The organism is Geodermatophilus sp. URMC 62 (assembly GCF_052931475.1).
This window is the reverse complement of record NZ_JBRFHY010000001.1, coordinates 2,246,981-2,271,209: the sequence shown is the minus strand read 5'-3', so window position 1 is coordinate 2,271,209 and position 24,229 is coordinate 2,246,981. Positions and strand designations below refer to the sequence as shown.

The following is a 24,229-nucleotide window of genomic DNA, read 5'->3' as shown; positions in this document are numbered from 1 at the left end:
CCGTGAGCAGGGAGGGGACCGGGGGGCTGCGGCACGGCTGGACCACCGGCGCGTGCGCGACGGCGGCCACCACCGCCGCCTACACCGCGCTGCTCACCGGCGAGTTCCCCGACCCGGTGACCATCGACCTGCCCAACGACCGGCACCCGGCGTTCGCGCTGGCCACGGAGTCCCTCGCGCCCGGTGCCGCCACCGCCGGCGTCGTCAAGGACGCCGGCGACGACCCTGACGTCACCCACGGCGCGCTGGTGTCGGTGTGCGTGACCCATGGCGAGCCCGGCCGCGGCGTCGTCTTCCGCGCCGGCGAGGGCGTGGGCACGGTGACCAAGCCCGGCCTGCCGCTGGCGGTCGGCGAGCCGGCGATCAACCCGATGCCCCGGCGGTTCATCCGCGAGCACGTGGCCGCGGTGGCGGCGCGGCACGGCGGCAGCGGTGACGTCGTCGTCGAGGTGTCCATCGAGAACGGCGCCGAGCTCGCCCGGAGGACGTGGAACCCGCGGCTGGGCATCCTCGGCGGGCTGTCGGTGCTGGGGACGACCGGCGTCGTCGTCCCGTACTCGTGCTCGTCGTGGATCGATTCGATCCGCCGCGGCATCGACGTCGCCCGCGCCGCCGGGCACCGGCACGTGGCCGGCTGCACCGGGTCGACCAGCGAGGCGACGGTGCAGGCGCTCCACGGCCTGCCCGAGGACGCGCTGCTGGACATGGGCGACTTCGCCGGCGCGGTGTTGAAGTACCTGCGCCGCCACCCGGTGCCGCGGCTGACCGTGGCCGGCGGGATCGGGAAGCTGGCCAAGCTGGCCGACGGCCACCTCGACCTGCACTCGGGCCGCTCCCAGGTGTCGTTCGACTCGCTGGCCGCCCGGGTGGCCGGCGCGGGCGGCGATCCGGCGCTGGTCGAGGGCGTCCGCGGGGCCAACACCGCGCTCGACGCGCTGCGGCAGTGCCAGGCGGCCGGGGTGCCGCTGGGCGACCTGGTGGCCGCCGGTGCCCGGGAGACCGCGCTCGGCGTCCTGCGCGGTGCGCCGGTGGCGGTCGACGTCGTGGTGATCGACCGGGCCGGGAACGTGGTCGGCCGCGCCTAGGAACGGCATCGCGTGGTCGAGTACAGGTGGCTGTCGGGGAACTGCCCCGCGGTGAGCACCGGGCCGACGACCACCACCGCCGTCCGCCGCACCCCCGCCGCCTCGACCTGCCCGGCGATGTCGGCGAGCGTGCCGCGCAGGACGAGCTCGTCGTCGCGGCTGGCGCGGGCGACGACGGCGACCGGCCCGTCGTCGCCGTAGTGCTCGGCGAGCTGCGGCGCGAGCTCGGCGATCCGCTGCACGGCCAGGTGCAGCACCAGCGTGGCGCCGGTGGCGGCGTAGGCGGCCAGCTCCTCCCCCGGCGGCATCGGCGTGGACCGGGCCGACGTCCGGGTGAGGACGACGGTCTGCCCGATGCCGGGGACGGTCAGCTCCCGCTTGAGCGACGCCGCGGCCGCCGCGAACGCCGGGACCCCGGGGACGACGTCGTAGGGCACGCCGGCGGCGTCGAGACGGCGCATCTGCTCGGCCATGGCGCTGTAGACGCTCGGGTCGCCGGAGTGCAGCCGGGCGACGTCGTGGCCGGCCTCGTGCGCGGCGACCAGCTCGGCGGTGATCGCGTCGAGGTCGAGGTCGGCGGTGTCGACCAGCCGGGCGCCGGGCGGAGCGGTGTCGAGCAGCTCGCGCGGCACCAGCGCGCCGGCGTAGAGGCAGACCGGCGCGCTTGCGATGATCCGCGCCGCCCGCAGCGTGACCAGGTCCGCGGCGCCCGGGCCGGCCCCGATGAAGTGCACCGTCACCAGCGGGTCACCGACCAGATGGTCACGGGCATCGCGGGCTTCCAGCCGGTGAACGACCCGACCGGCTCGGCGCGCTGCACCTCGACGCGCACCAGCTCCCCGCCGACCTCGGCGTGCCACCGGGCGAGCACCGCCTCGCTCTCGACGGTGACGGCGTTGGCCACCAGCCGGCCGCCCGCGGGGAGCGCGTCCCAGCAGGTCTCCACCAGCAGCGGCGTGGTCAGGCCGCCGCCGATGAACACCGCGTCGGGCGCGCCCAGCCGGGACAGCACCTCGGGCGCGTGCCCGTGCACGACGCGCAGGTACGGGACGCCGAGCCGGCCGGCGTTGCGGGCGATCCGCGCGGCCCGCTCGGCGGAGGCCTCGACGGCGACGGCGCGGCAGGTGGGGGCGGCGCGCATCCACTCGATGCCGATCGAGCCCGCGCCCGCGCCGACGTCCCAGAGCAGCTGCCCGGGGACGGCGGCCAGCCGGGCCAGCGTGACCGCCCGGACCTCCGACCTCGTCAGCTGCCCGTCGGACTCGTAGGCGCCGTCGGGCAGGCCGGGGGTGGTGGGCAGCGGCGCCGTGCCGCGGTCGGCCCGGCACTCGACGGCCGTGACCACGAGCGCGGGCGCCGGCTGCGACCAGGTGGCCGCCGTCCCGGTGCGCACCTCCTCGGCGGGGCCGCCGAGGCCGCCGAGCACGGTGACCCGGCTCTGCCCGTAGCCGCGGCCGGCCAGCAGCGCGGCCACCTGCGCGGGGGTGCCGCCGTCGGAGCCGAGCACCAGCAGCCGCGCACCGGGCTGCACGTGCGGGTGCAGCAGCTCGACCGGCCGGCCGACGAGGCTGACCACGCCGGTGTCCTCGACCGCCCAGCCCAGCCGGGCACAGGCCAGCGACACCGACGACGGCGCCGGCAGCACCCGCACGCGGTCGGCGCCGAGCAGCCGGGTGAGGGTGGTGCCGATGCCCGACAGCATCGGGTCGCCGCTGGCCAGCACCACCACGGCGCGGCCGGCGTGCTCGGCGAGCAGCCCGGGCAGCGCCTCGGTGAGCGGCGAGGGCCACGGCACCCGCCCGGCGGTCACCTCCGGCGGCACCAGGGCGAGCTGGCGGGCGCTGCCGAGCAGCACCTCGGCCCGCTCGACCTCGGCCCGCGACGTCGGGGCCAGCCCGTCCCACCCGTCGGCGCCGATCCCGACCACCACGACGGGGGCCGCCGCCACGACCCCGCTCACGCCGGCAGCTCCCCCTCCGGCCCGGCGGCCTCGGCCAGCAGCCGCTCGCGCTGGTCCTCGGGCAGCCGGTCCACGTAGACGACGCCGTCGAGGTGGTCGACCTCGTGCTGCAGGCAGCGCGCGGCCATGCCGGTGGCCTCGATCGTGACCGGCCTCCCCGTCACGTCCACGCCGTCGACCCGGGCGCGGAAGGCCCGCGGCAGCTCGGCGTAGGGGCCGGGCACCGACAGGCAGCCCTCCTCGGTGACCTCCTCGGCCGGTTCGCCCTCGGCCGGCGGCAGCAGCGTGAGCGACGGGTTGACCACGTACCCGACGACGTCCTCGCCCTCGGCGTCGGGGCAGTCGATGACGAACACCCGCGCGTCGACGCCGATCTGGTTGGCCGCCAGGCCCACCCCGTCGGCCTCGCGCATCGAGGCGAACATGTCGAGCACCAGCCGGCGCAGCCGCTCGTCGAAGTCGGTCACCGGCGCGCACGGGCGGTGCAGCACCTCGTCGCTGCCGTACGTGACGATCGGCCGGGCGACGCCGTCGTAACGGCCGGGCAGACGCATGCGGCGATCCTAGGAAGCGCCCTGAGCGGCCGACCGGGCGCGCGTCGGGGGCGACTCGGCCGTGACTCCGCGGTGCGACGCGGTGCGACGCGGTCCGCGCCGGGGCCCTGGGCAGGATGGGCGCCGTGCTCGACCACCGCGGGACCGGCCGCCGGGACCTCCCCACCGCTCTCGGCCTGGCGCTCGGCGCGGGTGCGGACCTGCTGCTGGCCGACCCGCGGCGGCACCACCCGGTCGCCGGTTTCGGCACGGTGGCCGCGGCGCTCGAGCGGCGGGTCTGGCGGGACTCGCGGGCCGCCGGCGCCGGCTACGCGGCGGTCCTCGTGGCGGGCGCGGCCGCCGCCGGGGCGGCCGGGACCCGCCTCACCCGGGACCGGCCGGTGGCGCGGACCCTGACCGTCGCCGCGGCCACCTGGACGGTGCTGGGCGGCACCTCCCTCGGCCGCGCCGCCACGGCGATGGCCGGCGTGCTCGACGCCGATGACCTGCCCGCCGCCCGCGGCCTGCTGCCCACGCTGGCCGGGCGCGACCCGAGCTCGCTGGACGCCGGGGAGCTGGCGCGGGCCACCGTGGAGTCGGTCGCGGAGAACACCTCCGACGCCGCCGTCGCGCCGCTGGTGTGGGGGGCGCTCGCCGGGCTGCCCGGTCTGCTCGGGTACCGCGCGGTCAACACGCTCGACGCAATGGTCGGCCACCGCTCACCGCGGCACGCCCGCTTCGGCTGGGCCGCCGCCCGCGGCGACGACGTCGCCAACTGGCTGCCCGCCCGGCTGACCGCCGCGCTCACCGCGGCCACCGCTCCGCTGGCCGGGGGCTCGGCGCGCGGCGCGCTGCGGGTCTGGTTCCGCGACGGCGCCGCCCACCCCAGCCCCAACGCCGGCCGCTGCGAGGCGGCGGCGGCCGGTGCGCTGGGGCTGCGGCTGGGCGGGCGCAACGTCTACGGCAGCCGGGTCGAGGTCCGGCCGGTGCTGGGCGCGGGCCGGGCCCCGGGCAGCGACGACGTCGTCCGCGCCGTGCGGCTGTCGCGGGCGGTGTGGCTGGCCGCCGCGGCCCTCGCCGCGGCGAGCAGGCTGGCCCGCCGCGGCTGAGGACGCATCCGGGCCGGGGACGTGCGCGGACCCCGGCCGTGCAGGGCGCCGCGCGGCTCCGGGAGGGCGGGGAAGCCGGCCGGGTCGGTCCGCGGGTGACTGGCCGGCGGGTCCGCCGGGCCGCGGCCGCCGCGGACGGCGACGACGAGCGTGGCGACCGACAGGCCGCCGAGCGCGAGCAGGAACATCAGGGCGAACACTCCACCAGGGGTCATGACCGAACAGTGGCACCACCGGACCTGGACGAGAGCAGTCCAATCCGGCATGGTGGTCTGCATGCCACTCACCGGCGAGCAGTCCACCGCGGCCGAACTGGCCGCACTGGTCGGCCCCCTCGACGAGCTGCCCGGTCCCCGCTACGCCGGCCTGGCCCGCCGCGTCCGGGAGCTGGTGGCCCTCGGCCGGCTGCCGGTGGGCACCCGCCTGCCCGCCGAGCGCGACCTGGCCGCGGCCCTGACGGTCAGCCGGGTGACCGTGGCCTCGGCCTACCGGCTGCTGCGCGAGGAGGGGCACGCGAGCACCCGGCACGGCGCCGGCACTGTCGTCGAGGCGCCCCCGGCCGACCCCGTCTGGAGCGCCCCGACCACCGACCCCGCCGTCCTCGACCTCGCGCACGCGGCACCCGAGGCCGCCCCGCAGCTGCTGCCCGCCTACGAGCGGGCCCTCGCCCGGCTGCCCGCGGTCCTGGCCGGCCACGGGTACGCGCCCAGCGGCCTGCCGGAGCTCCGGGCCGCGATCGCCGACCGCTACACCGCCCGCGGCCTGCCCACCGACCCGGAGCAGGTCGTGGTCACGGCCGGCACCGGCGACGCCACCGCCCTCGTCGTCGACGCGCTGCTGCAGCCCGGCGACCGGGTGCTCGTCGAGCACCCCACCTACCCGGGGGCGCTCGGCCTGGTCACCGCCGCCGGGGGCCGCTGCGTGCCCGTGGCCGTCGACGCCGCCGCCCCCGACGCGGTGGTGGGCGCCGCGCACCTCGCCGTCCGGCAGAGCAGCCCACGGATGGCCTTCCTCATGCCCGACTTCTCCAACCCCAGCGGCGCGCGCCTCTCGGCGGCCGGCCGCCGCCGGCTGGCGGCCACGCTGTGGCAGCAGGGCGTGCTCACCGTCGTCGACGAGGTGACCGCCGAGCTGTGGCTCGACGACGACGGGCCGCTGCCGCCCTACGCCGCCGGCCTGCCCGACGCGGCGACGGTGACCGTGGGCGGGCTGTCCAAGGCGGTCTGGGGCGGCCTGCGGATCGGCTGGCTGCGCACCGACGCCGCGCTGGCCGCCTCCCTGGGCGCCGCGCTCGGCCGCCGGCAGCTGTCGGTCGGCGCGCTCGACCAGCTCACCGCCGCGGTCCTCGTCCGCGGCCTCGACGAGGTGCTCGCCCCCCGCCGCGCCCTGCTCCGCGAGCGCCGCGACGTGCTGCTCGCCGAGCTGGCCGCCCGGCTCCCGCACTGGTCGGCGCCGCGGCCCTCCGGCGGGCTGTCGGCCTGGTGCGCGCTGCCGCCCGGGCCCGGCTCGGCCGCGCTCGCCGCCGCCGCCGCGCCGCTCGGGCTGGTGCTCGCCGAGGGCCGCGCCTTCGGCACGGGGACGGCGTTCGACGACCACGTGCGGCTGCCGTTCACGCTGCCCCCGGACCAGCTGCGCTCGGCCGTCGCCACGCTGGCCGCCGTCGACGCCGCACTGCGCACCGGCCCGCCCGCGCGCTCCCCGGCCCGGCCGGTGACGGTCGTGTGAACTCGCCGTGGAGCCGGTCCGAGGGCGTGCATCGGGACGGCGGGACGGCTACCGTCAGGGGCGTTCCGAGCGGCCGGCTCACCCCGGCATCCCGCGGATGGTCGAACACACGGCTGCGCGGCGCTCTCCCGGGCCCCGCCCGGCGCGCGTCACCGGAGCACGCCATGACGTCGACCCAGTCCCGTGTCATCTCCCGGCACAGCACCCCGTCCCCGCGTACGGCCGCACCCCTCCCCCGCCCCCCGGCGCCCACGCCCCTGGGCAACCGGCGCACCCGCGTGGCCGGCCGCTGGCGCTACGACCGCGCCACCGGCGAGTGGGAGTGGTCGGAGGAGATGGCCACGCTGCACGGGCTGGGGCTCGAGGGCCCGGGGCCGTGCACGGAGAGCCTCGTCGCCGCCCTGCACCCCGACGACCGGCCGCGGGCGATCGACGCGCTCTCGGGCGCGGTGACCGGCGCGGAGGCCTTCTGCCTGCAGGTCCGGCTGCAGCGCGAGCACGGCCCCGACCGTCCCGTCCTCTTCCTCGGCGAGCCCCAGCTCGACGCGGACGGCTCGGTGACGGCCGTCGAGGGCGTGGTCGTGGAGGTCCCGCGGCCGGCGACGCCGGCCGACGACCGGATCCGCGACCTGGAGACCGAGGTGGGGCAGCTGCGCACCGCCATGGCCAGCCGGGCGCCGATCGAGCAGGCCAAGGGCGTGCTCATGCTGCTCACCGGCTGCGGTGACCAGGTGGCCTTCGACCTGCTCGCGCACATCTCCAGCCACACCCACCGCAAGGTGCGCGAGGTCGCCGTCGACCTCGTCGCCTCGGCGTCCGGGCACGGCACCCTGCCCCCTGACATCCGGGCGATCCTGCGCGACGCCTGCCCACCCGGCCGACCGGTGCCCTGACCCGCCTCCCCGTCCCCGGTCGCCCTGCCTCCCCGGTGACCGGGGCCGCGGGGGAGGATGCCCGGGACCGGGACGGGGTCGCCGACGCCGGCCCCGTCCGAGCGAGGGGAGGCCGGCGTGTTCTACCTGGTCGTGCGGTTCGTGCTGCGGCCGCTGTTCTGGCTGGTGTTCCGGCCCCGGGTCACCGGGCGGGCCAACGTGCCGACGACCGGGCCGTTCATCATCGCGAGCAACCACCTGTCGTTCATCGACAGCATGGTCATCCCCCTCTCGGCGCCGCGGCGGGTCGGCTACCTGGCCAAGGCCGAGTACTTCACCGCCCCGGGCATCGGCGGCTGGCTGACCCGCAACCTGTTCACCGCCCTCGGGGCGCTGCCCGTCGAGCGGCAGACGCACCGGGCGGCCCAGGAGGCGCTGGACACCGCGCTCGGGGTGCTGCGCGCCGGCGGCGGCTTCGGCATCTACCCCGAGGGCACCCGCTCCCGCGACGGCCGCCTGGCCCGCGGCAAGACGGGCGTGGCCTGGCTAGCGCTGACCGCCGACTGCCCCGTGGTCCCCGTCGGCGTCCGCGGCACCGACCGCATCCAGCCGGTGGGCTCGCGCTGGCCCCGGCCGCACCGCTTCTCCGTCACCTTCGGCGAACCGCTCACCTTCCCCGAGCACCGCGGCCAGGCCGGCAGCAACCGGGCCCGCCGCGAGGTCACCGACCGGGTCATGGAGGCGATCGCGGAGCTGTCGGGCCAGGAGAAGGCCGGCTGGGGTCGGGGGAGGGCCGCCTCGGGCACGCCGCGCGGGGCCTCGTGAGCGGCGCCCTGCTGGTCGCCGGGACGACGTCGGACGCCGGCAAGTCGGTCGTCACCGCCGGCATCTGCCGCTGGCTGGCCCGCCAGGGCGTGCGGGTGGCGCCGTTCAAGGCGCAGAACATGAGCAACAACTCGGTGGTCACCGCCGACGGCGCCGAGATCGGCCGCGCCCAGGTCATGCAGGCCGCCGCCGCCGGCGTCGAGCCCGAGGCGGCGATGAACCCGGTGCTGCTCAAGCCCGGCGGGGAGGACGCCAGCCAGGTCGTCGTCCTGGGCCGGCCAGTGGCCGAGGTGACGGCGCTGTCCTACCGGCCGATGAAGGCGGCGCTGCTCGAGCAGGTGCTCAGCTGCCTGGCCGACCTGCGCGCCCGCTTCGACGTCGTCGTCTGCGAGGGCGCCGGCTCCCCCACCGAGATCAACCTGCGGGCCGACGACATCGCCAACATGGGGCTGGCCACCGCCGCGGGGCTGCCGGTGGTCGTCGTCGGCGACATCGACCGCGGCGGGGTCTTCCCGGCGCTCTACGGCACGGTCGCGCTCATGCCGCCGGGCGACCAGCGGCTGGTCGCCGGGTTCCTCGTCAACAAGTTCCGCGGCGACGTCCGGCTGTTGGCGCCCGGCCTCGACCGGCTGGCGGCGCTCACCGGGCGGCCCACCCTCGGCGTCCTGCCGTGGCTGCCCGGCGCGGCGCTCGACGTCGAGGACTCCCTGGGCATCCCCACCGGCGTCTCCTCCGCCGGCCCGCCGCACGGCGAGGACGTGCTGCGGGTGGCCGTCGCCCGGCTGCCCCGCCTGTCCAACTCGACCGACGTCGACGCGCTGGCCGCCGAGCCCGGCGTCCTGGTCCGCTTCGTCACCCGCCCCGAGGAGGCCGCCGACGCCGACCTGCTGGTCCTGCCCGGCAGCCGGGCGACGGTGGCCGACCTCGGCTGGCTGCGCGCCACCGGGCTGGCCGACGCGGTGACCCGGCGGGCGGCCGAGGGGCGGCCGGTGCTGGGCATCTGCGGCGGGCACCAGATGCTGGCCCGCACCATCACCGACGACGTCGAGTCGCGGGCCGGCGCCGTCGCCGGGCTCGGGCTGCTCCCGGCCGACGTGCGGTTCGCGCGGGCGAAGACGCTCGGCCGCCCGGCCGGGGAGGCGCTGGGCCACCCGGTGCGCGGCTACGAGATCCACCACGGGGTGGTCACCTACGACGAGGCCGGCGCCGAGCCGTTCCTCGACGGCGGCCGCGCCGGGCCGGTGTGGGGCACCACCTGGCACGGCGCGCTGGAGAACGACGGCTTCCGGCGGGCGTTCCTCGTCGAGGTCGCGCGGGCGGCCGGACGGCGTTTCGTCCCGGCGCCGGGGACCTCCTTCGCCGCGGTGCGCGAGCAGCGCCTCGACGCCCTCGGCGACCTGGTCGCCGAGCACGCCGACACCGCGGCGCTGTGGCGGCTGCTCGAGCAGGGGGCGCCGGACGGCCTGCCGCTGCTGCCGCCGGGCGCCGGGCTCAGCCCGCGCTGACCGCCTCCAGCCGGGCCCGCACGTCGTCCGGCCACGGCACGGCCGCGCCGCCGACGGTGGCGACGTAGGTGTTCCGGACGACGCAGCACACCCGCTCGCCCACGCGGACGGTGAACCGCACGGTGACGCTGGTGCGGCCCAGCCGCTCGGCCCCGGCGTCGACGGTGACCGTGTCACCCCAGCGGGCCGGCGAGGACCACTCCAGCGCGCTGGCCTTGACCACCGGGTCGGCCCGGCTCACCAGGTCGTCCCACGGCAGCCCGGCCGAGGACCACCACACCATCGACGCCTCGTCGGCCCAGACCAGGTAGTGGGCGTTGAACACCACCCCCTGCTGGTCGCACTCGACGAACCGGACCGGGGAGCTCCAGGACACGGGCACGTCCGGGGACGGTAGCGGGGGCTACCGTCCTCCCGTGCAGGCCGACGGCTCCCCCGACCCCGTCCTGGCGTCCTACCGGCCGCCCTCGCAGCTGGTGGTGGACAAGGAGGTCGACCACCTCGACGCCCACTGCCGCGCCTTCGTCGAGCTGGCCCCGTTCGCGGTGCTGTCGACTGCCGACGCCACCGGCGCACCGGAGGTCTCCCCCCGCGGCGGCGACCCGGGCTTCGTCAGGGTGCTCGACGAGCACCGCCTGGCGCTGCCCGACCGGCAGGGCAACAACCGGCTCGACAGCCTGCGCAACGTGGCGGCCAACCCGCGGGTGGCGCTGTTGTTCCTCGTGCCGGGCGTCGAGGAGACCCTCAAGGTGTTCGGCACCGCCGACGTGGTGGCCGCCGACGCCCTCGACGTCGACCTCACCGAGTTCGGCCGGGCGCCGCGCTCGGTGCTCGTGGTCACCGTGCAGCGGGCCTACCTGCAGTGCGCCAAGGCGGTCATGCGCTCGGGCCTGTGGGACCCGGCCGCGCAGGTGGACCGCTCGGCCCTCCCGCCGTTCGGCGTCATGATCCGCGACCACTGCCGGCTGGAGACGCCGCTGCCCGACGACGCGACGATCCGCGCGGAGCTAGCCCTGGAGCTCTGACCTGTCGGTGGCCGGTGCCAGGCTGCGGCCATGGCGACCGACGTCCAGGTGGTGATCGACGCCGCCGACCCGCACGCGCTGGCCGACTGGTGGGCCGAGGCGCTGGGGTGGCAGGTCGAGCGGCAGGACGAGGCGTTCATCCGGCGATGGTCGACACCGGCGCCGCCGCCGAGAGCGACACCACCACCCACCGCGGTGCGCTGGTGTGGGCGGTCGGCGCGGCGATCACCTCACCGGACCCGCACCGGCCGCGGGTGCTGTTCCAGCGGGTGCCGGAGGCCAAGACGGTCAAGAACCGGCTGCACCTGGACCTGCGGGTGGGCGGGGAGCGGCGGGAGGCCGAGGTGGCCCGGCTGGTCGGCGCGGGCGCCACCGAGCTGTGGCGCGGGGCGCAGGGCCCCTCCGCGTGGGTGACGCTCGCCGACCCCGAGGGCAACGAGTTCTGTGTTACCTGACGCCGGCCCCGCGGCGGGGACCGTCAGCCGAGACGGACGTCGCGCGCCAGCCGGCGGTAGGCGATGGTGCGCTCGGTGACGCGGCGGGCGCGGCGGCGCCGGGGACCGCGTCCGGTGCCCAGGTAGCGGGCGTCCTCGACGAGCTGGAACGCGGCGAGGACGCTCGCCCGCACCTCCCGCGGACGCGGACCGGTGGGGATCACGGGCTGGGCCGAGGTCATGGGAGCCCCCTCTCCCGGGGCGCCGGCGACCCACGCCCTGTGCCCCGTGCCCCGTGCCGACGATGGTGCCCGCGCGAGGGCCACCTGAACCGGTACCGACACGAATTGGTACTGGTGTGACGAACGGGACGAAGGGGACCTCGCCGCGCCGTTGCCATCCCTCACCGGGCCGGTCCGTACGGTGCGGGGATGGACCGCCCGCGCCGTCTCGTGGACACCCTCGTCCGGCTGGTGCGTGCCGCCGCGCCCCGGTCCCGTCCCCCGGCGGGGCGCCCGGCCGCTGCGCCGCCCGCCGGCATCGACGTCGCATACCGGCCCCGCGCCGACGGCCGGCCCGACCCGGGCGAGGTCGTGTGGGCCTGGGTGCCCTTCGACGAGGGGGACGGCCGCGGCAAGGACCGCCCGGTCCTGGTGCTCGGCCGGCGCGGCGACGAGCTGGTCGGGCTGGCGCTGAGCAGCCAGGACCACGACCGCGACGCCGCCGACGAGGCCCGCCACGGGCGGACCTGGATGGACGTCGGCACCGGCGGGTGGGACAGCCGCCGCCGGCCCAGCGAGGTCCGGCTCGACCGGCTGCTGGTGCTCGACCCCGGGCGCGTCCGGCGGGAGGGCGCCGCGCTGGACCGGGAGGTGTTCGACCGGGTGGTCGCCGCCGCCCGCCGCACCCAGGGCTGGTGACCGGTCAGGCCGCCGCGACCGCCAGCCGCCGCTTGGCCACGGCGATGGGCAGCTGCCCCAGGAGCGCGGGCAGCACCCACGCGACCGGGCTGCCGGTCTCGGCCACCAGCACACCGGTGGTCAGCGCGATGTAGGAGCCGCCGAGCAGGCGGGGCTGCAGGGCCGGCCAGCGCCGCCAGGCCCGCCGGCGGGCCAGTGCCCCGGTGACGGCCAGCCCCTCGCTGAGGACGGCGACCGGCAGCAGCCAGGCCAGTCCCGGAGAGACGAGGGCCAGCACGCCGCCGGTCGCGGCCACCAGCGCTACGGCCGTCTGGTAGCCCGTCGCCGCGGGGCGGCCCCGGTGACCGCGCAGCCGCGCGACCAGCCAGACCGGCCCGAGCAGGAGCCCGACCGTCCCGGCCGTGACGTGGAGGACCAGCAGCGTCTCGTGCACGGACCCACCGTGGCCGACGCCGGGCCGCGGGCGTCAGTGCCGGCCGTCACCGGCCCGGGGTGACGCCCGTCAGTCGGTCACGGGCTCGTCGCGCGCCACCTGCCGCACCGGCGGGCGCAGGTGGTAGACCCCCGTCTGCCCGGGCAGCGGGTGCAGGTCGTAGCGGGAGACGACCTTGGGGCCGTCGTGCAGGTGCACGTGGGTGACCGTGGGCAGCGGGTCGCCGTGGCGGGCGGCGCGGACCTCGACCCGCCCGTCGAGCGGGCCGCCCACGAAGAGCAGCACGGTGTCCTCGGCGTCCTCCTGGCCCACTCGCTCGGGCACCCCGGACGGCTCGACGTCGGACAGGTCGCTCCCCCTCCTGGCTGCGCTCACCCGGTCGAGGGTAGGCGCCCGGACGACGGGATCAGTCCTCCCGGCGCCCCAGACGTCGCGCCACCAGCGGAGCGCTGAGCAGCATGACGAACAGCCGCAGCACCTGGACGGCGAGGACGAAGGTGGCGTCGGCCCCCGTGCCGGTGGCCGTCGCCAGCACCGCGTAGAGGCCGCCGGGGGTGGTCGCGAGGTAGGCGTCGAGCTCGCTCACGCCGGTGGCCGCCGAGAGGACGACGCCCAGCCCGGCACAGGCGACGACGAGGCCGACGATCACCGCCAGCGCCGGCAGCAGCGCCCGGCCGATGGTGCGCAGGCTGGCCACGGTGAACCGCAGGCCCACCTGCAGGCCGATGAGCACGAAGGCCGCCGCCTCGACCGGCCCGGGCACGGCGGTCCCGCCGGAGAGCCCGCCGAGGTCGGCCGCGGCGGCGAGGAGCAGCGGGCCCAGCAGCGCCGGCACCGGCAGCCGCACCCGCCGGGCCAGCCACCCGCCGGCCACCGCGCAGGCGACGGTGAACAGCAGCCCGGCCGGCCAGCCGGGCCCGGTCACCTCGACGACGGCGCCCCCGGCAGCGGGGTCGGCCCCGTAGACCGTCGTCGCGACCACCGGCATCGCGACGACGATGAGCAGCACCCGCAGGTACTGCAGGACGGCGACCATGCGGTCGTCGGCGCCGAGGTCGCGGGCCATCGCGGTGATGCCGGACGCGCCGCCGGCGATCATCGCGAACGCGCCGGTCACCGGGCTGATCCCCGGCTGCAGCCGCAGCAGCAGCCCGGCGGCGACGGTGAGCAGCAGGGTGGCCACGGTGACCAGCAGCACCGGCAGCCACTCCTCGGCGATCGCGGCGAGGGTGTCGGGGTCGACCAGCGAGCCGATCGAGACGCCGACGACCGACTGCGCCGCGGCCGTCGCCGCCCGCGGCACGTCGAGCGGCCGGCGCCCGCCCAGGCCGCGCACCAGCCCGGCGAGCAGCCCGCCGAACAGCCCGCCCGACGGGACGCCGAGGCGGTCGAGCAGCCAGCCGGCGAGGACCGCACCGGCGAGGACGAGGGCGCCGTCGGCGAGCCGTCGCGGGTCGGGCCGGGGCACCCTCACACGCCGGCGATGCGGCGCAGCTCGGCGACGTGGGCGTCGAACGCCCGCCGCCCGTCCCGGGTCAGCGACAGGCTGGTCCGCTGGCGCGAGGCCACGGTGGCCTTGCGCACCGTGACGTAGCCGGCCTCCTCCAGCTGCTTCACGTGCTTGGACAGCACCGAGTCGCTCACGCCGACCTGGTCGCGGACGGCGGCGAACTCCATCGTGTCGACGGCGGCGAGCAGCCCGCAGATCTGCAGCCGGGGCGGCGGGTGGATGACCGCGTCGAAGCGCGGCGCGACCGCGGTCACGACTGCCCGCGCAGCTCGGCGACGTAGATCCGCGTCCACCAGCGGCTGACCAGGACCACGGCGACGCCGAGCACGGCACCCGCGACGACCATCGCGCCGCGCCAGCGCTCCTCGGCGGCGAAGCCGGTCCCCAGCACCGTGAGGGCCACGACGACCCAGACGACGACCGCCCGTCGTGTCGGGCCCCGCCGGAACCCGTCCACCCAGAACCCGGTGAGCCGGCGGTACAGCGTCATCATCCCGCGCAGGCACAGCAGGAAGACCGCGACGGCGGCGAGCGTCACCCAGTTGTCGTGCACCGAGTAGGAGGCGATGAACCCGAACAGCAGCAGGCCCAGCAGGGCGTCGTACCACCACGGCTGTGTCGCGCGCTCGGCCAGCGCGGCCCGCTGGGACCGCAGGGCGGCCAGCTCGGCCGCGGCGGCAGCACGGTCGGAGACCTCGTTGCTTTCCATGGCGGAAAGCCTGGCCCGTAGCTTTCCGATCCGTCAAGTCAGCGGCCCGGTCTGTCGGCGCGGCGCTCCGGCGTGGTTCCATGGGCGCCGCCACAGCGACGGCAGTGGAGGAAGCCCGGTGCGACTCCGGCGCGGTCCCGCCACTGTGACCCGGCAGCCGCCGGGGAGTCAGGAACTCCCGCCGTCGCCTCCTGCCACCTCCGGGCGTGGACACCCGGGGAGAGGACCCGTGCCCCCGCATGACGTATCCCTTCGGCGCCGTCGTCGGCATGGACGACATGCGGCTGGCCCTGCTGCTCAACGCCGTCTCGCCGGCCATCGGGGGCGTGCTCGTCCGCGGCGAGAAGGGCACGGCGAAGTCGACGACGGTGCGCGCGCTGGCCGCCGTCCTCCCCCCGGTGACCGTCGTCGCCGGCTGCCGGTTCGCCTGCGACCCCGCCGCCCCGGACCCGGCCTGCCCGGACGGGCCCCACGACATGGGCGTCCCCGGGCAGACGCGTCCGGCGCGGCTGGTGGAGCTGCCGGTGGGCGCCTCGGAGGACCGCGTCGTCGGCTCGCTGGACCTCGAGCGGGCGCTCACCGAGGGCGTGAAGGCGTTCGAGCCGGGGCTGCTGGCCGCCGCGCACCGCGGGGTGCTCTACGTCGACGAGGTCAACCTGCTGCACGACCACCTCGTCGACCTGCTGCTGGACGCCGCCGCGCTGGGCACCGCCTACGTCGAGCGGGAGGGCGTCTCGGTGCGGCACGCGGCGCGGTTCCTGCTGGTCGGGACGATGAACCCCGAGGAGGGCGAGCTGCGCCCCCAGCTGCTCGACCGCTTCGGGCTCACCGTCGAGGTCGCCGCGCCCCGCGACCCGGCCGAGCGCGCCGAGGTCGTGCGCCGCCGGTTCGCCCACGACGCCGACCCGGCCGGGTTCGCGGCGTCCTGGGCCGACGAGGAGGCCGGGCTGGCGCGCCGCATCGCCGACGCCCGCGCCCGGCTGCCGCACGTCGTCCTCTCCGACGACGCGCTGCGCCAGGTGACCGCCGTCTGCGCCGCCTTCGACGTCGACGGGCTGCGCGCCGACCTGGTCACCGCCCGCGCCGCGATCGCGCACGCCGCGTGGTGCGGCCGCGACGAGGTCACCGAGGACGACGTCCGCGTGGCCGCCCGCCTGGCCCTCCCCCACCGCCGCCGGCGCGACCCCTTCGACACCCCGGGCCTGGACGACGAGACCCTCGAGCAGGCGCTGGAGGACTCCCGCCCCGACGACGACCCGCCCCCGCCCCCGGACGGCCCCGGCGACGGCGGCGCTCCCCCGCCCGGTGAGGCAGGCACGGGAAGCGACAGGCACGGATCGGCGCCCGAGACAGGGGGAGAGCCTCCTTCGCCCGGCGAGGGCGAGACCGACGGCGGGCAGGGCGGGGCGCCGGCGTCCGAGCGGGCGGCGGTCGCGCCGGCCGACCCGTTCCGCGCGCGGCGGCTCGAGGTGCCCGGCGTCGGCGCGGGCGCGGCCGGACGCCGGTCGAAGGCGCGGGCCGAGCGCGGCCGGGTGGTGGGGTCGGTCCGCCCGTCCGGACCGGTGACCCGGCTGCACCTGGCCGACACCGTGCTCGCCGCCGCGCCGCACCAGGTCGCGCGCGGGCGCACCGGCCCGGGTCTGCGGGTCGCCCGCGAGGACCTGCGCCAGGCCACCCTGGAGGGTCGCGAGGGCAACCTCGTGCTGTTCGTCGTCGACGCCAGCGGCTCGATGGGCTCGCGCTCGCGGATGGGCGCGGTGAAGGGCGCCGTCCTCTCCCTGCTGCTCGACGCCTACCAGCGCCGCGACAAGGTCGGGCTGGTCACCTTCCGCGGCGGCGACGCCGAGCTCGCGCTGCCGCCCACCTGGTCGGTCGAGGCGGCCGCGGCCCGGCTGCGCACGCTGCCCACCGGGGGGCGGACGCCGCTGGCGGCCGGCCTGCGGCGTGCCGCCGAGGTGCTGCGGGTCGAGCGGGTGCGCGACCCGCAGCGGCGGGCGCTGCTCGTCGTGGTCACCGACGGCCGGGCCACCGGCGCCCGCGGCTCCGACGCTCTCGGCGCGGCCCACACGGCCGCCCGGCGGCTGGCCGGGGAGGGGACGGCGGCGGTCGTCGTCGACTGCGAGTCCGGGCCGGTGCGCCTCGGGCTGGCCGGGGTCCTCGGCAGCCACCTCGGGGCGCAGACCCTGCGGCTGGAGGAGCTGGCCGCCGAGACGCTCGCCGGCACCGTCCGCGCCGTCCGAGCGGCGGCCTGACGGTGCCGCAGGGGCAGGTCGCCGTTCCCCCGCAGGACGGGCTGACCACCCGGCAGCGCCGCAACCGGCCGCTGCTGGCGGTGCACACCGGCGAGATGAAGGGCAAGTCCACCGCCGCGTTCGGCATGGCGATGCGGGCGTGGAACCAGGGCTGGTCGATCGCGGTCTACCAGTTCGTCAAGAGCGCCAAGTGGAAGGTGGGCGAGGAGAACGCGCTCACCGCGCTGGGCCGGCTGCACGAGCAGACCGGTGAGGGCGGGCCGGTGGTCTGGCACAAGATGGGCTCGGGCTGGAGCTGGTCGCGCCGGCAGGGCACCGAGGTCGACCACGCCGCCGACGCCGCCGAGGGCTGGGCGCAGATCAAGCGTGACCTCGCCGCCGAGGCGCACCGGTTCTACGTGCTCGACGAGTTCACCTACCCGCTGAAGTGGGGCTGGGTGGACGTCGACGACGTCGTCGAGACGCTGGCGGACCGGCCGGGCACCCAGCACGTCGTCGTCACCGGCCGGGACGCCCCGCCGGCCCTGGTCGCCGCCGCGGACCTGGTCGTGGAGATGACCAAGGTCAAGCACCCCATGGACGCCGGCCAGAAGGGCCAGCGGGGGATCGAGTGGTGAGCACCCCGCGCGTGGTCGTCGCGGCCCCGAGCAGCAACGCGGGCAAGACGTCGGTGGCCACCGGGCTGGTGGCCGCCCTGACCGCCCGCGGGCTCACGGTCTCCCCGCACAAGGTCGGCCCCGACTACATCGACCCCGGCTACACCGGCCTGGCCGCCGGGCGTCCCGGTCGCAACCTCGACCCGGTGCTGGCCGGCGAGGAGCGGATCGTCCCGCTGTTCCTGCACGGGGCCCGCGGTGCCGACGTCGCCGTCGTCGAGGGGGTCATGGGCCTGTTCGACGGCGCCACCCGGCCGGGCCTGGAACCGGGGTTCGCCTCCACCGCGCACGTCGCGCGGCTGCTGCGGGCGCCGGTCGTCCTGGTCGTCGACGCGAGCGCGCAGGCGCAGAGCGTCGCCGCGCTGGTGCACGGGTTCGCCACCTACGACCCGACCGTGCGGCTGGGCGGCGTGGTGCTCAACCGGGTCGGCAGCGACCGGCATGAGGAGATCCTCCGCGACGCGCTGGGGGCCTCGGGGGTGCCGGTGCTCGGCGCGGTCCGGCGCCTCGCCGAGCTGGGCACGCCGTCGCGCCACCTCGGGCTGGTGCCGGCCGCCGAGCGGTCGGCCGAGGCGCTGGCCACCGTGCGGCGGCTGGGCGAGGTCGTGGCCGGCGCCGTCGACCTCGACGCCGTCCTGCGACTGGCCCGCACCGCCCCCGACCTCGACGCCCCGGCGTGGGACCCCGCCGCCGAGGTCACCGCCGTCCCCGGCCGGCCGCGGGTCGCCGTCGCCGGCGGTGCGGCCTTCACCTTCGGCTACGCGGAGAACGCCGAGCTGCTGGCCGCGGCCGGCGCCGAGGTGGTGACCGTCGACCCGCTGCGCGACGAGGCGCTGCCCGAGGGCACCGCCGGGCTGGTGGTGGGCGGCGGGTTCCCCGAGGTGCACGCCGAGGCGCTGTCGGCCAACGGGACGCTGCGCGCCGACGTCGCCGCGCTCGCCGCCCGCGGCGGGCCGGTCGCGGCCGAGTGCGCCGGGCTGCTCTACCTCGCCCGCGAGCTCGACGGGCACCCGATGTGCGGCGTCCTCGACGTCGCGACGGCGATGTCCCCGCGGCTGACCCTGGGCTACCGCGAGGCGGTCGCCGTCACCGGCAGCGTGCTGGCCCCGGCCGGCACCCGGGTGCGCGGCCACGAGTTCCACCGCACGCACGCGCTGCCCGGCGCCGGCGCGACGCCGGCCTGGCAGTGGTCGGCGGCCGGCCCCGAGGGGTTCGTCTCCGGCTCGGTGCACGCCTCCTACCTGCACCTGCACTGGGCGGGGTCCCCGGCCCTGGCCGAACGGTTCGTGGCCGCCTGCGCGGCGGCCGTGCCGGAAGGGGTACGGCATGCACATCGCTGAGGGCTTCCTGCCGGCGCCGCACGCGATCGGCTGGACGGTCGCGGCCGCCCCCTTCGTGGTGCACGGCGCGCGGGCGGTGACCCGGGAGGTGCGCGAGCACCCGGAGTCCACGCTGCTGCTCGGCGCGGCCGGCGCGTTCACCTTCGTGCTCAGCGCGATCAAGCTGCCCTCGGTCACCGGGAGCTCCAGCCACCCGACGGGCACCGGCGCCGGGGCGGTGCTGTTCCGGCCCCCGGTGATGGCGCTGCTGGGCACGGTGGTCCTGCTCTTCCAGGCGCTGCTGCTGGCCCACGGCGGGCTCACCACGCTCGGCGCCAACGCGTTCGCGTTCGCCGTCGTCGGGCCCTGGGCCGGCTACGGGGCGTACCGGCTGGCGCGGGCGCTCGGTGCGGGGCTGCTGCCGGGGGTCTTCGTCGCGCTGGCGCTGGCCGACCTGGCCACCTACGTCACGACGTCGCTGCAGCTGGCGCTGGCCTTCCCCGACGCGTCCAGCGGGTTCGCCGGCGCGGCGGTGAAGTTCCTCGGCGTCTTCGCCGTCACCCAGGTGCCGCTGGCGGTGGCCGAGGGCCTGCTCGGGGTCCTGCTGTTCCGGGTGCTCACGGTCAACGCCCGCCCCGAGCTCGAGCGGCTCGGCGTCCTGCGCCCCGAGCCGGCCCCGACGGAGGAGGCCGCGTGACCCGCCGCCGCCTGGTCACCGCGCTGCTCGTCGTCGCGGTGGTGGCGCTGGTCGCCCTCCCGCTGCTCCTCGACGGCGGCTCGGCCGAGTACGCGGGCACCGACGGGCAGGCCGCCGCGGCCATCGAGGAGTCGGGCTACCGGCCGTGGTTCGAGTCGGTGTTCTCGCCGTCGTCCCAGGAGGTCGAGTCGGGGCTGTTCGCGCTGCAGGCCGCGCTCGGCGGCGGGGTGCTCGGCTACGTGCTCGGCCGGCTGCGCGGCCGCCGGCAGGCCGAGCGCTCGCGGGAGGACGGCCGCCCGTGACCCCCACCTCCCCCGTGATCACCGCCGGGTGGTCGTCCGTCGTGGGCGCGCCGGCGACCGGGTGCCGATGACCACGGGGGCGACGGCGTGAGCGGCCTGGCCGTGGACGACGCCGCCTGGGCCAGCGCGTGGCGCACCCGCGCGCCGCTGGACAAGCTGCTGCTCTGCGGCGGCCTGGTGGTCTGCGCGCTCGTCCTGCCGGCCTGGCCGGGCAGCGTGCTGGTCGCCGCCGCCGCCGTCGTCCTCGCCCTCGGCCCGGCCCGGGTGCCGGCCCGCACCTTCGGCCGCGCCGTGCGCTGGCCGCTGGCCTTCGTCGCCGTCGGTGCGCTGACCGCGGTCGTCTCCCTCGACGGCGCCGGGCTCGGCTGGGCGCCGGACGCCGCCGCCCGGGCCGGCTCGCTGGTCGGGCACGCGGTCGCCGGCGGCGCCGCGGTGCTGCTGCTGGCCACCACCACGCCGGTGAGCGACCTGCTGACCGCCCTGCACCGGCTGCGCGTCCCCGCGGCCGTGGTCGAGGTCGCCGGCGTGACCTACCGGATGCTGTTCGTGCTGCTGGAGAGCCTGTCGACCATCCGCGAGGCCCAGGCCAACCGGATGGGCTACTCCTCGGTGCGCCGCTCCTACCGCTCGTCGGGAGCGCTGGCCGCCGCGGTGCTCACCCGCTCGTGGGACCGCGCCCGCCGCCTGCAGGAGGGCCTGGCCGGCCGCGGCCTGGAGACCGGCCTGCGGGTGCTGCCGGAGGCCCACCCCTCCTCCCGCGCGTTCCTCGCCGCCACCGCCGCCGGCCTGGCCGCGCTGGTGGCCGTCGGGCTGGCGGCATGAGCCACCGCAGCCTCACCGCCGAGGGGCTGGTCGTCGGCTACGAGCGCGGCCGCCGGGTGCTGGACGGCGCCTCGCTGAGCGTCCCGGCCGGGCGCCGGCTGGCCCTGCTCGGCGCCAACGGCTCGGGCAAGACGACGCTGCTGCGCTGCCTGTCCGGCGCGCTGCGACCCGACGCCGGCGGGGTCGCCGTCGACGGGGCGCTGCTGCGGCACACCCGCGGCGGCCTGCGGGCGCACCGGCAGGAGGTGCAGCTGGTCCTGCAGGACCCCGACGACCAGCTGTTCAGCGCCTCGGTGGCCCAGGACGTCTCCTTCGGCCCGCTCAACCTCGGCCTGCCCGAGGAGGAGGTCCGCGAGCGGGTCGCCGAGGCGCTCGCGCTGCTCGCCGTCGACGCGCTGGCCGGCCGGCCCACCCACCAGCTCTCCTACGGCGAGCGCAAGCGGGTCGCCATCGCCGGCGCGGTGGCGATGCGCCCGTGCGTGCTGCTGCTCGACGAGCCGACCGCGGGGCTGGACCCCTCCGCCGTCGCCGAGGCGCTGGCCGCGCTGGCCCGGCTGCAGGAGTCCGGCTCGACGGTCGTCATGAGCACCCACGACGTCGACCTGGCCCTGCGCTGGGCCGACGAGGTGGCCGTCGTCGTCGACCGCCGGGTGGTGCAGGGCGCTCCCGAGGACGTCCTGGCCGACGACGGCCTGCTGGCCCGCGCCCGCCTCGACCGGCCGTGGACCCTGACGGTCGGTGCGCGGCTGCGGGCGCTGCGCCTGCTGCCCGAGGGGCCCCTCCCCCGCGACGCCGCCGCCCTGCTGGCCGCGCTCCCCGGCGTGCCGACGTGGACGTCACCGTCGGCGTAGGGGCGGTGTCGGGGGTGCGGGCCGAGGAGGTGCTCGCCGCCGTCGACGCCGTCCTGCCGCCCGGCGCCCGCGTGACCGGCCTGGCGACCCTCGACGCCCGCGCCGCCGAGCCCGGGCTCGTCGCCGCGGCGGCGGCCCGCGGCTGGCCGCTGACCGGGCACCCCGCCGCCGCGCTCGCGGGAGTCGAGGTCCCCGCCCCCTCGGCCCGCGTGGCCGCGGCCGTGGGGACCGCCTCGGTGGCCGAGGCCGCGGCGCTGCTCGGCGGCGCGCGGCTGGTGGTGGGCAAGACGGCGCACGGCCGGGTGACCGTCGCGGTGGCCACGTGACCGGCCCGCACGCCGACGGCGACCTCGACCACCACGGCGACCTCGACCACCACGGCGACCTCGACCTCGCGCCCGGCCTCACCGACCTCGCCGTCAACGTCCGCGCCGGCACCCCGCCGCCGTGGCTGCGGCACGTGCTGCGCCGCGCCCTCGACGACGTGGCCGCCTACCCCGACACCGGCCCCGCGCGCGCCGCGGTGGCCGCCGCGCACGGCCGCGACCCCGCCGAGGTGCTGCTCACCGCCGGCGCGGCCGAGGCGTTCGTGCTGCTCGCCCGGGCCCTCTCGCCCCGGCGCCCGGTCGTGGTGCACCCGTCGTTCACCGAGCCCGAGGCCGCCCTGCGCGCGGCCGGCCACCCGGTCGAGCGGCTGCTGCTCGAGCCGCCGCACTACCGCCTGCGGGCGGTCCCCGAGGACGCCGACCTCGTCGTCCTCGGCAACCCGACCAACCCCACGTCGGTGCTGCACCCGGCGGACGACGTCGCCGCGCTGGCCCGCCCCGGCCGCGTGCTGGTCGTCGACGAGGCCTTCGCCGACACCGTCCCCGGCGAGCCCGCGTCGCTGGCGCACCGCACCGACCTGCCCGGCCTGCTGGTCGTGCGCAGCCTGACCAAGACCTGGGGGCTGGCCGGCCTGCGGGTCGGCTACGTGCTGGGGCCGCGGGAGCTGGTCGCCGCGCTCGCCGCCGCGCAGCCGCACTGGCCGCTGTCGACGCCCGCGCTGGCCGCGGCGGTCGCCTGCACGGCGCCGGCCGCCCGCGCGGAGGCCGGCGCCGCGGCGCGGGAGCTGGCCGCGCACCGCGCCGCGCTGCTGGCCGCCCTGCCGCGGGGGGTGACCGTCCTCGGGGAGCCGCGGTCGTCGTTCGTGCTGCTGCGCGTGCCGGACGGCGAGCGGGTGCGCGCGGCGCTGCGCGGGCGGGGCTGGGCCGTCCGCCGCGGCGACACCTTCCCGGGCCTGTCCCCCGACCACCTGCGGGTGGCCGTCCGCGACCCGGCGACCTCGCGTGCGTTCGCCGCGGACCTCGCTGCGATCCTGGGGGCCGAGGAAACCCTGGTCCCGATGCCGACGACGACGTCGCTGCCGGCCGCCGTCCCGGAGGAGCACCGCTGAGCGCCACGCCCGTCGACCCGCAGTCCGGCGTCGTCTACCCCGTCGGCCTGCGCCTGCTCGACCGCCGCGTCGTGGTGGTCGGCGGCGGCCAGGTCGCCCACCGCCGGGTGGCCGGGCTGCTGGAGGCCCGTGCCCGCGTGACCGTGGTCAGCCCCGAGGTGACCCCCGCGCTCGAGGCCCTGGTCGAACCCGGCTCGCTGACCTGGGTGCGCCGCCGCTACCGGCCCGGCGACCTCGACGGCGCCTGGTACGCCGTGGCGGCCACCGACGACCCCGCCGTCAACGCGGCGGTGGCCGAGGAGGCCGAGGGCCTGCACGTCTTCTGCGCCCGCGCCGACGACCGCTCGGCCTCCAGCGTCTGGACCCCCGCCGTCGGCCGGCAGGGCGACCTGGTCGTCGGCGTCCACGGCGGCGGCGACCCGCAGCGGGCCGTCGGCGTGCGCGACGCCGTCGTCGCCGGGCTCACCGACGGCAGCATCCGCGACCGCGCCGCCCGCGAGCCCGAGGGCGGGCGGACCGGCAGCGTCGTGCTGGTCGGCGGCGGGCCGGGCGACCCGGGGCTGATCACCGTCCGCGGGCAGCAGGCGGTCGCGCAGGCCGACGTGGTCCTGGCCGACCACCTGGCACCGCAGGGGCTGCTGGCCTCGCTGCCCCCGGAGGTCGAGGTCATCGACGCCTCCAAGCTGCCGCGCGGGCGGTCGATGGCGCAGGAGCAGATCAACGCCCTGCTGGTCGAGCACGCGCTGGCCGGCAAGCGGGTGGTGCGGCTCAAGGGCGGCGACCCGTTCGTCTTCGGCCGCGGCATGGAGGAGCTCGAGGCGTGCGTCGCCGCGGGCGTGCCGGTCGAGGTGGTGCCCGGCGTGACCAGCGCGATCGGCGTCCCCGGCCTGGCCGGCATCCCGGTCACCCACCGCGGGCTGACCCACGAGTTCGTCGTCGTCTCCGGGCACGTGCCGCCCGGGCACCCGGCCTCGCTGGTCGACTGGCCGGCGCTGGGGCGGCTGCGCGGCACGATCGTGGTGCTCATGGGCGTCGACACCGCGGGCGCGATCGCCGCGGCGCTGGTCGAGCACGGGCGCTCCCCCGAGACCCCGGTCGGCGTGGTCGCCGACGGGTCGACGACCACGCAGCGGGTGGTGCGGACGACGCTGGCCGGCCTGGCGCGGACGCTGGCCGACGAGGGCATCCGGCCCCCCGCGGTGTGGGTGGTCGGGGAGGTCGTCGCCCTCGGCGCCTGAGGTCTACGGTCC

At 78.1% G+C, this 24,229-nt stretch carries 29 protein-coding genes, 1 pseudogene and 1 riboswitch; of the genes and pseudogenes, 20 read left to right on the top strand and 10 right to left on the bottom strand.

Annotation, left to right across the window (positions count from 1 at the left end; translation table 11 throughout):
* The first annotated feature begins 2 nt into the window (after nucleotides 1–2).
* On the top strand, nucleotides 3–1,085 hold the full coding sequence (locus ACU616_RS10920) for a cobalt-precorrin-5B (C(1))-methyltransferase (protein ID WP_446758481.1): 1,083 nt from the start codon (nucleotides 3–5) through the stop codon (nucleotides 1,083–1,085).
* Here the strand turns inward: ACU616_RS10920 and cobM are convergent.
* Genes cobM through def form a run of 3 tightly spaced genes read right to left on the bottom strand, consistent with a single transcriptional unit; the run spans nucleotide 1,082 to nucleotide 3,599 of the window.
* Nucleotides 1,082–1,825: a precorrin-4 C(11)-methyltransferase gene (gene cobM / locus ACU616_RS10915; RefSeq protein WP_446758480.1), complete on the bottom strand. Its 744-nt coding sequence runs from the start codon at nucleotides 1,823–1,825 to the stop codon at nucleotides 1,082–1,084. The two genes, ACU616_RS10920 and cobM, sit on opposite strands and share 4 nt — an antisense overlap.
* The gene (gene cbiE / locus ACU616_RS10910; protein WP_446758479.1) at nucleotides 1,822–3,045 is read right to left on the bottom strand and encodes a precorrin-6y C5,15-methyltransferase (decarboxylating) subunit CbiE; all 1,224 of its coding nucleotides are present in this window, start codon (nucleotides 3,043–3,045) and stop codon (nucleotides 1,822–1,824) included. The genes cobM and cbiE overlap by 4 nt, the downstream gene beginning before the upstream one ends.
* Nucleotides 3,042–3,599: a peptide deformylase gene (gene def / locus ACU616_RS10905; RefSeq protein ID WP_446758478.1), complete on the bottom strand. Its 558-nt coding sequence runs from the start codon at nucleotides 3,597–3,599 to the stop codon at nucleotides 3,042–3,044. Before def ends, cbiE begins: the two co-directional genes overlap by 4 nt.
* 125 nt (nucleotides 3,600–3,724) lie before the next feature.
* Between def and ACU616_RS10900 the strand changes: the two genes are divergently transcribed.
* The 5 genes from ACU616_RS10900 (at nucleotide 3,725) to ACU616_RS10880 (ending at nucleotide 9,614) form a co-directional block, all read left to right on the top strand.
* On the top strand, nucleotides 3,725–4,687 hold the full coding sequence (locus ACU616_RS10900) for a cobalamin biosynthesis protein (RefSeq protein ID WP_446758477.1): 963 nt from the start codon (nucleotides 3,725–3,727) through the stop codon (nucleotides 4,685–4,687).
* Between the two features lie 276 nt (nucleotides 4,688–4,963).
* Nucleotides 4,964–6,412 carry a MocR-like transcription factor YczR gene (gene yczR, locus ACU616_RS10895; protein WP_446758476.1) on the top strand — a complete coding sequence of 483 codons (1,449 nt, stop codon included), beginning with the start codon at nucleotides 4,964–4,966 and terminating at the stop codon, nucleotides 6,410–6,412.
* Nucleotides 6,413–6,576: 164 nt separating this feature from the next.
* Nucleotides 6,577–7,305 (top strand): PAS and ANTAR domain-containing protein, encoded by a 729-nt coding sequence (locus ACU616_RS10890; protein WP_446758475.1) that lies wholly within the window; start codon nucleotides 6,577–6,579, stop codon nucleotides 7,303–7,305.
* Between the two features lie 117 nt (nucleotides 7,306–7,422).
* Nucleotides 7,423–8,109 (top strand): lysophospholipid acyltransferase family protein, encoded by a 687-nt coding sequence (locus tag ACU616_RS10885; protein ID WP_446758474.1) that lies wholly within the window; start codon nucleotides 7,423–7,425, stop codon nucleotides 8,107–8,109.
* Nucleotides 8,106–9,614 (top strand): cobyric acid synthase, encoded by a 1,509-nt coding sequence (locus ACU616_RS10880; protein WP_446758473.1) that lies wholly within the window; start codon nucleotides 8,106–8,108, stop codon nucleotides 9,612–9,614. The genes ACU616_RS10885 and ACU616_RS10880 overlap by 4 nt, the downstream gene beginning before the upstream one ends.
* Here the strand turns inward: ACU616_RS10880 and ACU616_RS10875 are convergent.
* A complete protein-coding gene (locus ACU616_RS10875) occupies nucleotides 9,601–9,996 on the bottom strand; it encodes an acyl-CoA thioesterase (RefSeq protein ID WP_446758472.1) in 396 nt (131 codons plus the stop codon). The two genes, ACU616_RS10880 and ACU616_RS10875, sit on opposite strands and share 14 nt — an antisense overlap.
* 34 nt (nucleotides 9,997–10,030) lie before the next feature.
* On the opposite strand from ACU616_RS10875, the gene ACU616_RS10870 reads away from it, so the two are divergent.
* From ACU616_RS10870 to ACU616_RS10860, 3 genes and pseudogenes are all read left to right on the top strand, one after another.
* On the top strand, nucleotides 10,031–10,639 hold the full coding sequence (locus ACU616_RS10870) for an MSMEG_1061 family FMN-dependent PPOX-type flavoprotein (RefSeq protein WP_446758471.1): 609 nt from the start codon (nucleotides 10,031–10,033) through the stop codon (nucleotides 10,637–10,639).
* Nucleotides 10,640–10,669: 30 nt separating this feature from the next.
* Nucleotides 10,670–10,783, top strand: a pseudogene (locus ACU616_RS10865) (VOC family protein); the annotation flags it as partial.
* Between the two features lie 2 nt (nucleotides 10,784–10,785).
* A complete protein-coding gene (locus ACU616_RS10860; RefSeq protein ID WP_446758470.1) occupies nucleotides 10,786–11,094 on the top strand; it encodes a VOC family protein in 309 nt (102 codons plus the stop codon).
* Nucleotides 11,095–11,117: 23 nt separating this feature from the next.
* Here ACU616_RS10860 and ACU616_RS10855 read toward each other — a convergent pair whose 3' ends face one another.
* Complete coding sequence (locus tag ACU616_RS10855; RefSeq protein WP_446758469.1) at nucleotides 11,118–11,315, bottom strand: hypothetical protein; 198 nt, start codon at nucleotides 11,313–11,315, stop codon at nucleotides 11,118–11,120.
* Between the two features lie 189 nt (nucleotides 11,316–11,504).
* On the opposite strand from ACU616_RS10855, the gene ACU616_RS10850 reads away from it, so the two are divergent.
* Nucleotides 11,505–11,993, top strand: coding sequence for a type II toxin-antitoxin system PemK/MazF family toxin (locus ACU616_RS10850; protein ID WP_446758468.1), 489 nt, complete (start codon nucleotides 11,505–11,507; stop codon nucleotides 11,991–11,993).
* Nucleotides 11,994–11,997: 4 nt separating this feature from the next.
* Here the strand turns inward: ACU616_RS10850 and ACU616_RS10845 are convergent, their stop codons facing one another.
* The 5 genes from ACU616_RS10845 to ACU616_RS10825 form a co-directional block, all read right to left on the bottom strand.
* Nucleotides 11,998–12,426, bottom strand: coding sequence for a hypothetical protein (locus ACU616_RS10845; RefSeq protein WP_446758467.1), 429 nt, complete (start codon nucleotides 12,424–12,426; stop codon nucleotides 11,998–12,000).
* Between the two features lie 69 nt (nucleotides 12,427–12,495).
* Nucleotides 12,496–12,801, bottom strand: coding sequence for a hypothetical protein (locus tag ACU616_RS10840; RefSeq protein ID WP_446758466.1), 306 nt, complete (start codon nucleotides 12,799–12,801; stop codon nucleotides 12,496–12,498).
* Nucleotides 12,802–12,832: 31 nt separating this feature from the next.
* The gene (locus ACU616_RS10835; protein ID WP_446758465.1) at nucleotides 12,833–13,894 is read right to left on the bottom strand and encodes an AbrB family transcriptional regulator; all 1,062 of its coding nucleotides are present in this window, start codon (nucleotides 13,892–13,894) and stop codon (nucleotides 12,833–12,835) included.
* Between the two features lie 2 nt (nucleotides 13,895–13,896).
* On the bottom strand, nucleotides 13,897–14,190 hold the full coding sequence (locus ACU616_RS10830; RefSeq protein ID WP_446758464.1) for a transcriptional regulator: 294 nt from the start codon (nucleotides 14,188–14,190) through the stop codon (nucleotides 13,897–13,899).
* Entirely contained in the window at nucleotides 14,187–14,645 is a 459-nt protein-coding gene (locus ACU616_RS10825) for a hypothetical protein (protein WP_446758463.1), read from the bottom strand. Before ACU616_RS10825 ends, ACU616_RS10830 begins: the two co-directional genes overlap by 4 nt.
* 107 nt (nucleotides 14,646–14,752) lie before the next feature.
* Nucleotides 14,753–14,823: riboswitch (cobalamin riboswitch) on the top strand.
* A 61-nt stretch (nucleotides 14,824–14,884) separates the two neighbouring features.
* Here ACU616_RS10825 and ACU616_RS10820 point away from each other — a divergent pair.
* The 10 genes from ACU616_RS10820 to cobA all read left to right on the top strand — a co-directional run bounded on the left by ACU616_RS10820 (nucleotide 14,885) and on the right by cobA (nucleotide 24,217).
* Nucleotides 14,885–16,897 carry a putative cobaltochelatase gene (locus ACU616_RS10820; protein ID WP_446758462.1) on the top strand — a complete coding sequence of 671 codons (2,013 nt, stop codon included), beginning with the start codon at nucleotides 14,885–14,887 and terminating at the stop codon, nucleotides 16,895–16,897.
* A gap of 2 nt (nucleotides 16,898–16,899) precedes the next feature.
* Nucleotides 16,900–17,514 (top strand): cob(I)yrinic acid a,c-diamide adenosyltransferase, encoded by a 615-nt coding sequence (cobO, locus tag ACU616_RS10815; RefSeq protein ID WP_446758461.1) that lies wholly within the window; start codon nucleotides 16,900–16,902, stop codon nucleotides 17,512–17,514.
* Nucleotides 17,511–18,893, top strand: coding sequence for a cobyrinate a,c-diamide synthase (locus ACU616_RS10810; RefSeq protein ID WP_446758460.1), 1,383 nt, complete (start codon nucleotides 17,511–17,513; stop codon nucleotides 18,891–18,893). Before cobO ends, ACU616_RS10810 begins: the two co-directional genes overlap by 4 nt.
* The gene (locus ACU616_RS10805; protein ID WP_446758459.1) at nucleotides 18,880–19,569 is read left to right on the top strand and encodes an energy-coupling factor ABC transporter permease; all 690 of its coding nucleotides are present in this window, start codon (nucleotides 18,880–18,882) and stop codon (nucleotides 19,567–19,569) included. Before ACU616_RS10810 ends, ACU616_RS10805 begins: the two co-directional genes overlap by 14 nt.
* Nucleotides 19,566–19,871 carry an energy-coupling factor ABC transporter substrate-binding protein gene (locus ACU616_RS10800; protein ID WP_446758458.1) on the top strand — a complete coding sequence of 102 codons (306 nt, stop codon included), beginning with the start codon at nucleotides 19,566–19,568 and terminating at the stop codon, nucleotides 19,869–19,871. The genes ACU616_RS10805 and ACU616_RS10800 overlap by 4 nt, the downstream gene beginning before the upstream one ends.
* Nucleotides 19,872–19,958: 87 nt before the next feature.
* A complete protein-coding gene (cbiQ, locus tag ACU616_RS10795; RefSeq protein ID WP_446758457.1) occupies nucleotides 19,959–20,693 on the top strand; it encodes a cobalt ECF transporter T component CbiQ in 735 nt (244 codons plus the stop codon).
* Complete coding sequence (locus tag ACU616_RS10790) at nucleotides 20,690–21,544, top strand: energy-coupling factor ABC transporter ATP-binding protein (protein ID WP_446758456.1); 855 nt, start codon at nucleotides 20,690–20,692, stop codon at nucleotides 21,542–21,544. The genes cbiQ and ACU616_RS10790 overlap by 4 nt, the downstream gene beginning before the upstream one ends.
* A complete protein-coding gene (locus tag ACU616_RS10785; RefSeq protein ID WP_446758455.1) occupies nucleotides 21,523–21,870 on the top strand; it encodes a cobalamin biosynthesis protein in 348 nt (115 codons plus the stop codon). Before ACU616_RS10790 ends, ACU616_RS10785 begins: the two co-directional genes overlap by 22 nt.
* Nucleotides 21,867–22,979 carry an Rv2231c family pyridoxal phosphate-dependent protein CobC gene (cobC, locus tag ACU616_RS10780; protein ID WP_446758454.1) on the top strand — a complete coding sequence of 371 codons (1,113 nt, stop codon included), beginning with the start codon at nucleotides 21,867–21,869 and terminating at the stop codon, nucleotides 22,977–22,979. Before ACU616_RS10785 ends, cobC begins: the two co-directional genes overlap by 4 nt.
* Nucleotides 22,976–24,217, top strand: a complete 1,242-nt coding sequence (gene cobA / locus ACU616_RS10775; RefSeq protein ID WP_446761472.1) for a uroporphyrinogen-III C-methyltransferase — start codon at nucleotides 22,976–22,978, stop codon at nucleotides 24,215–24,217. The genes cobC and cobA overlap by 4 nt, the downstream gene beginning before the upstream one ends.
* Nucleotides 24,218–24,229 lie beyond the last annotated feature (12 nt).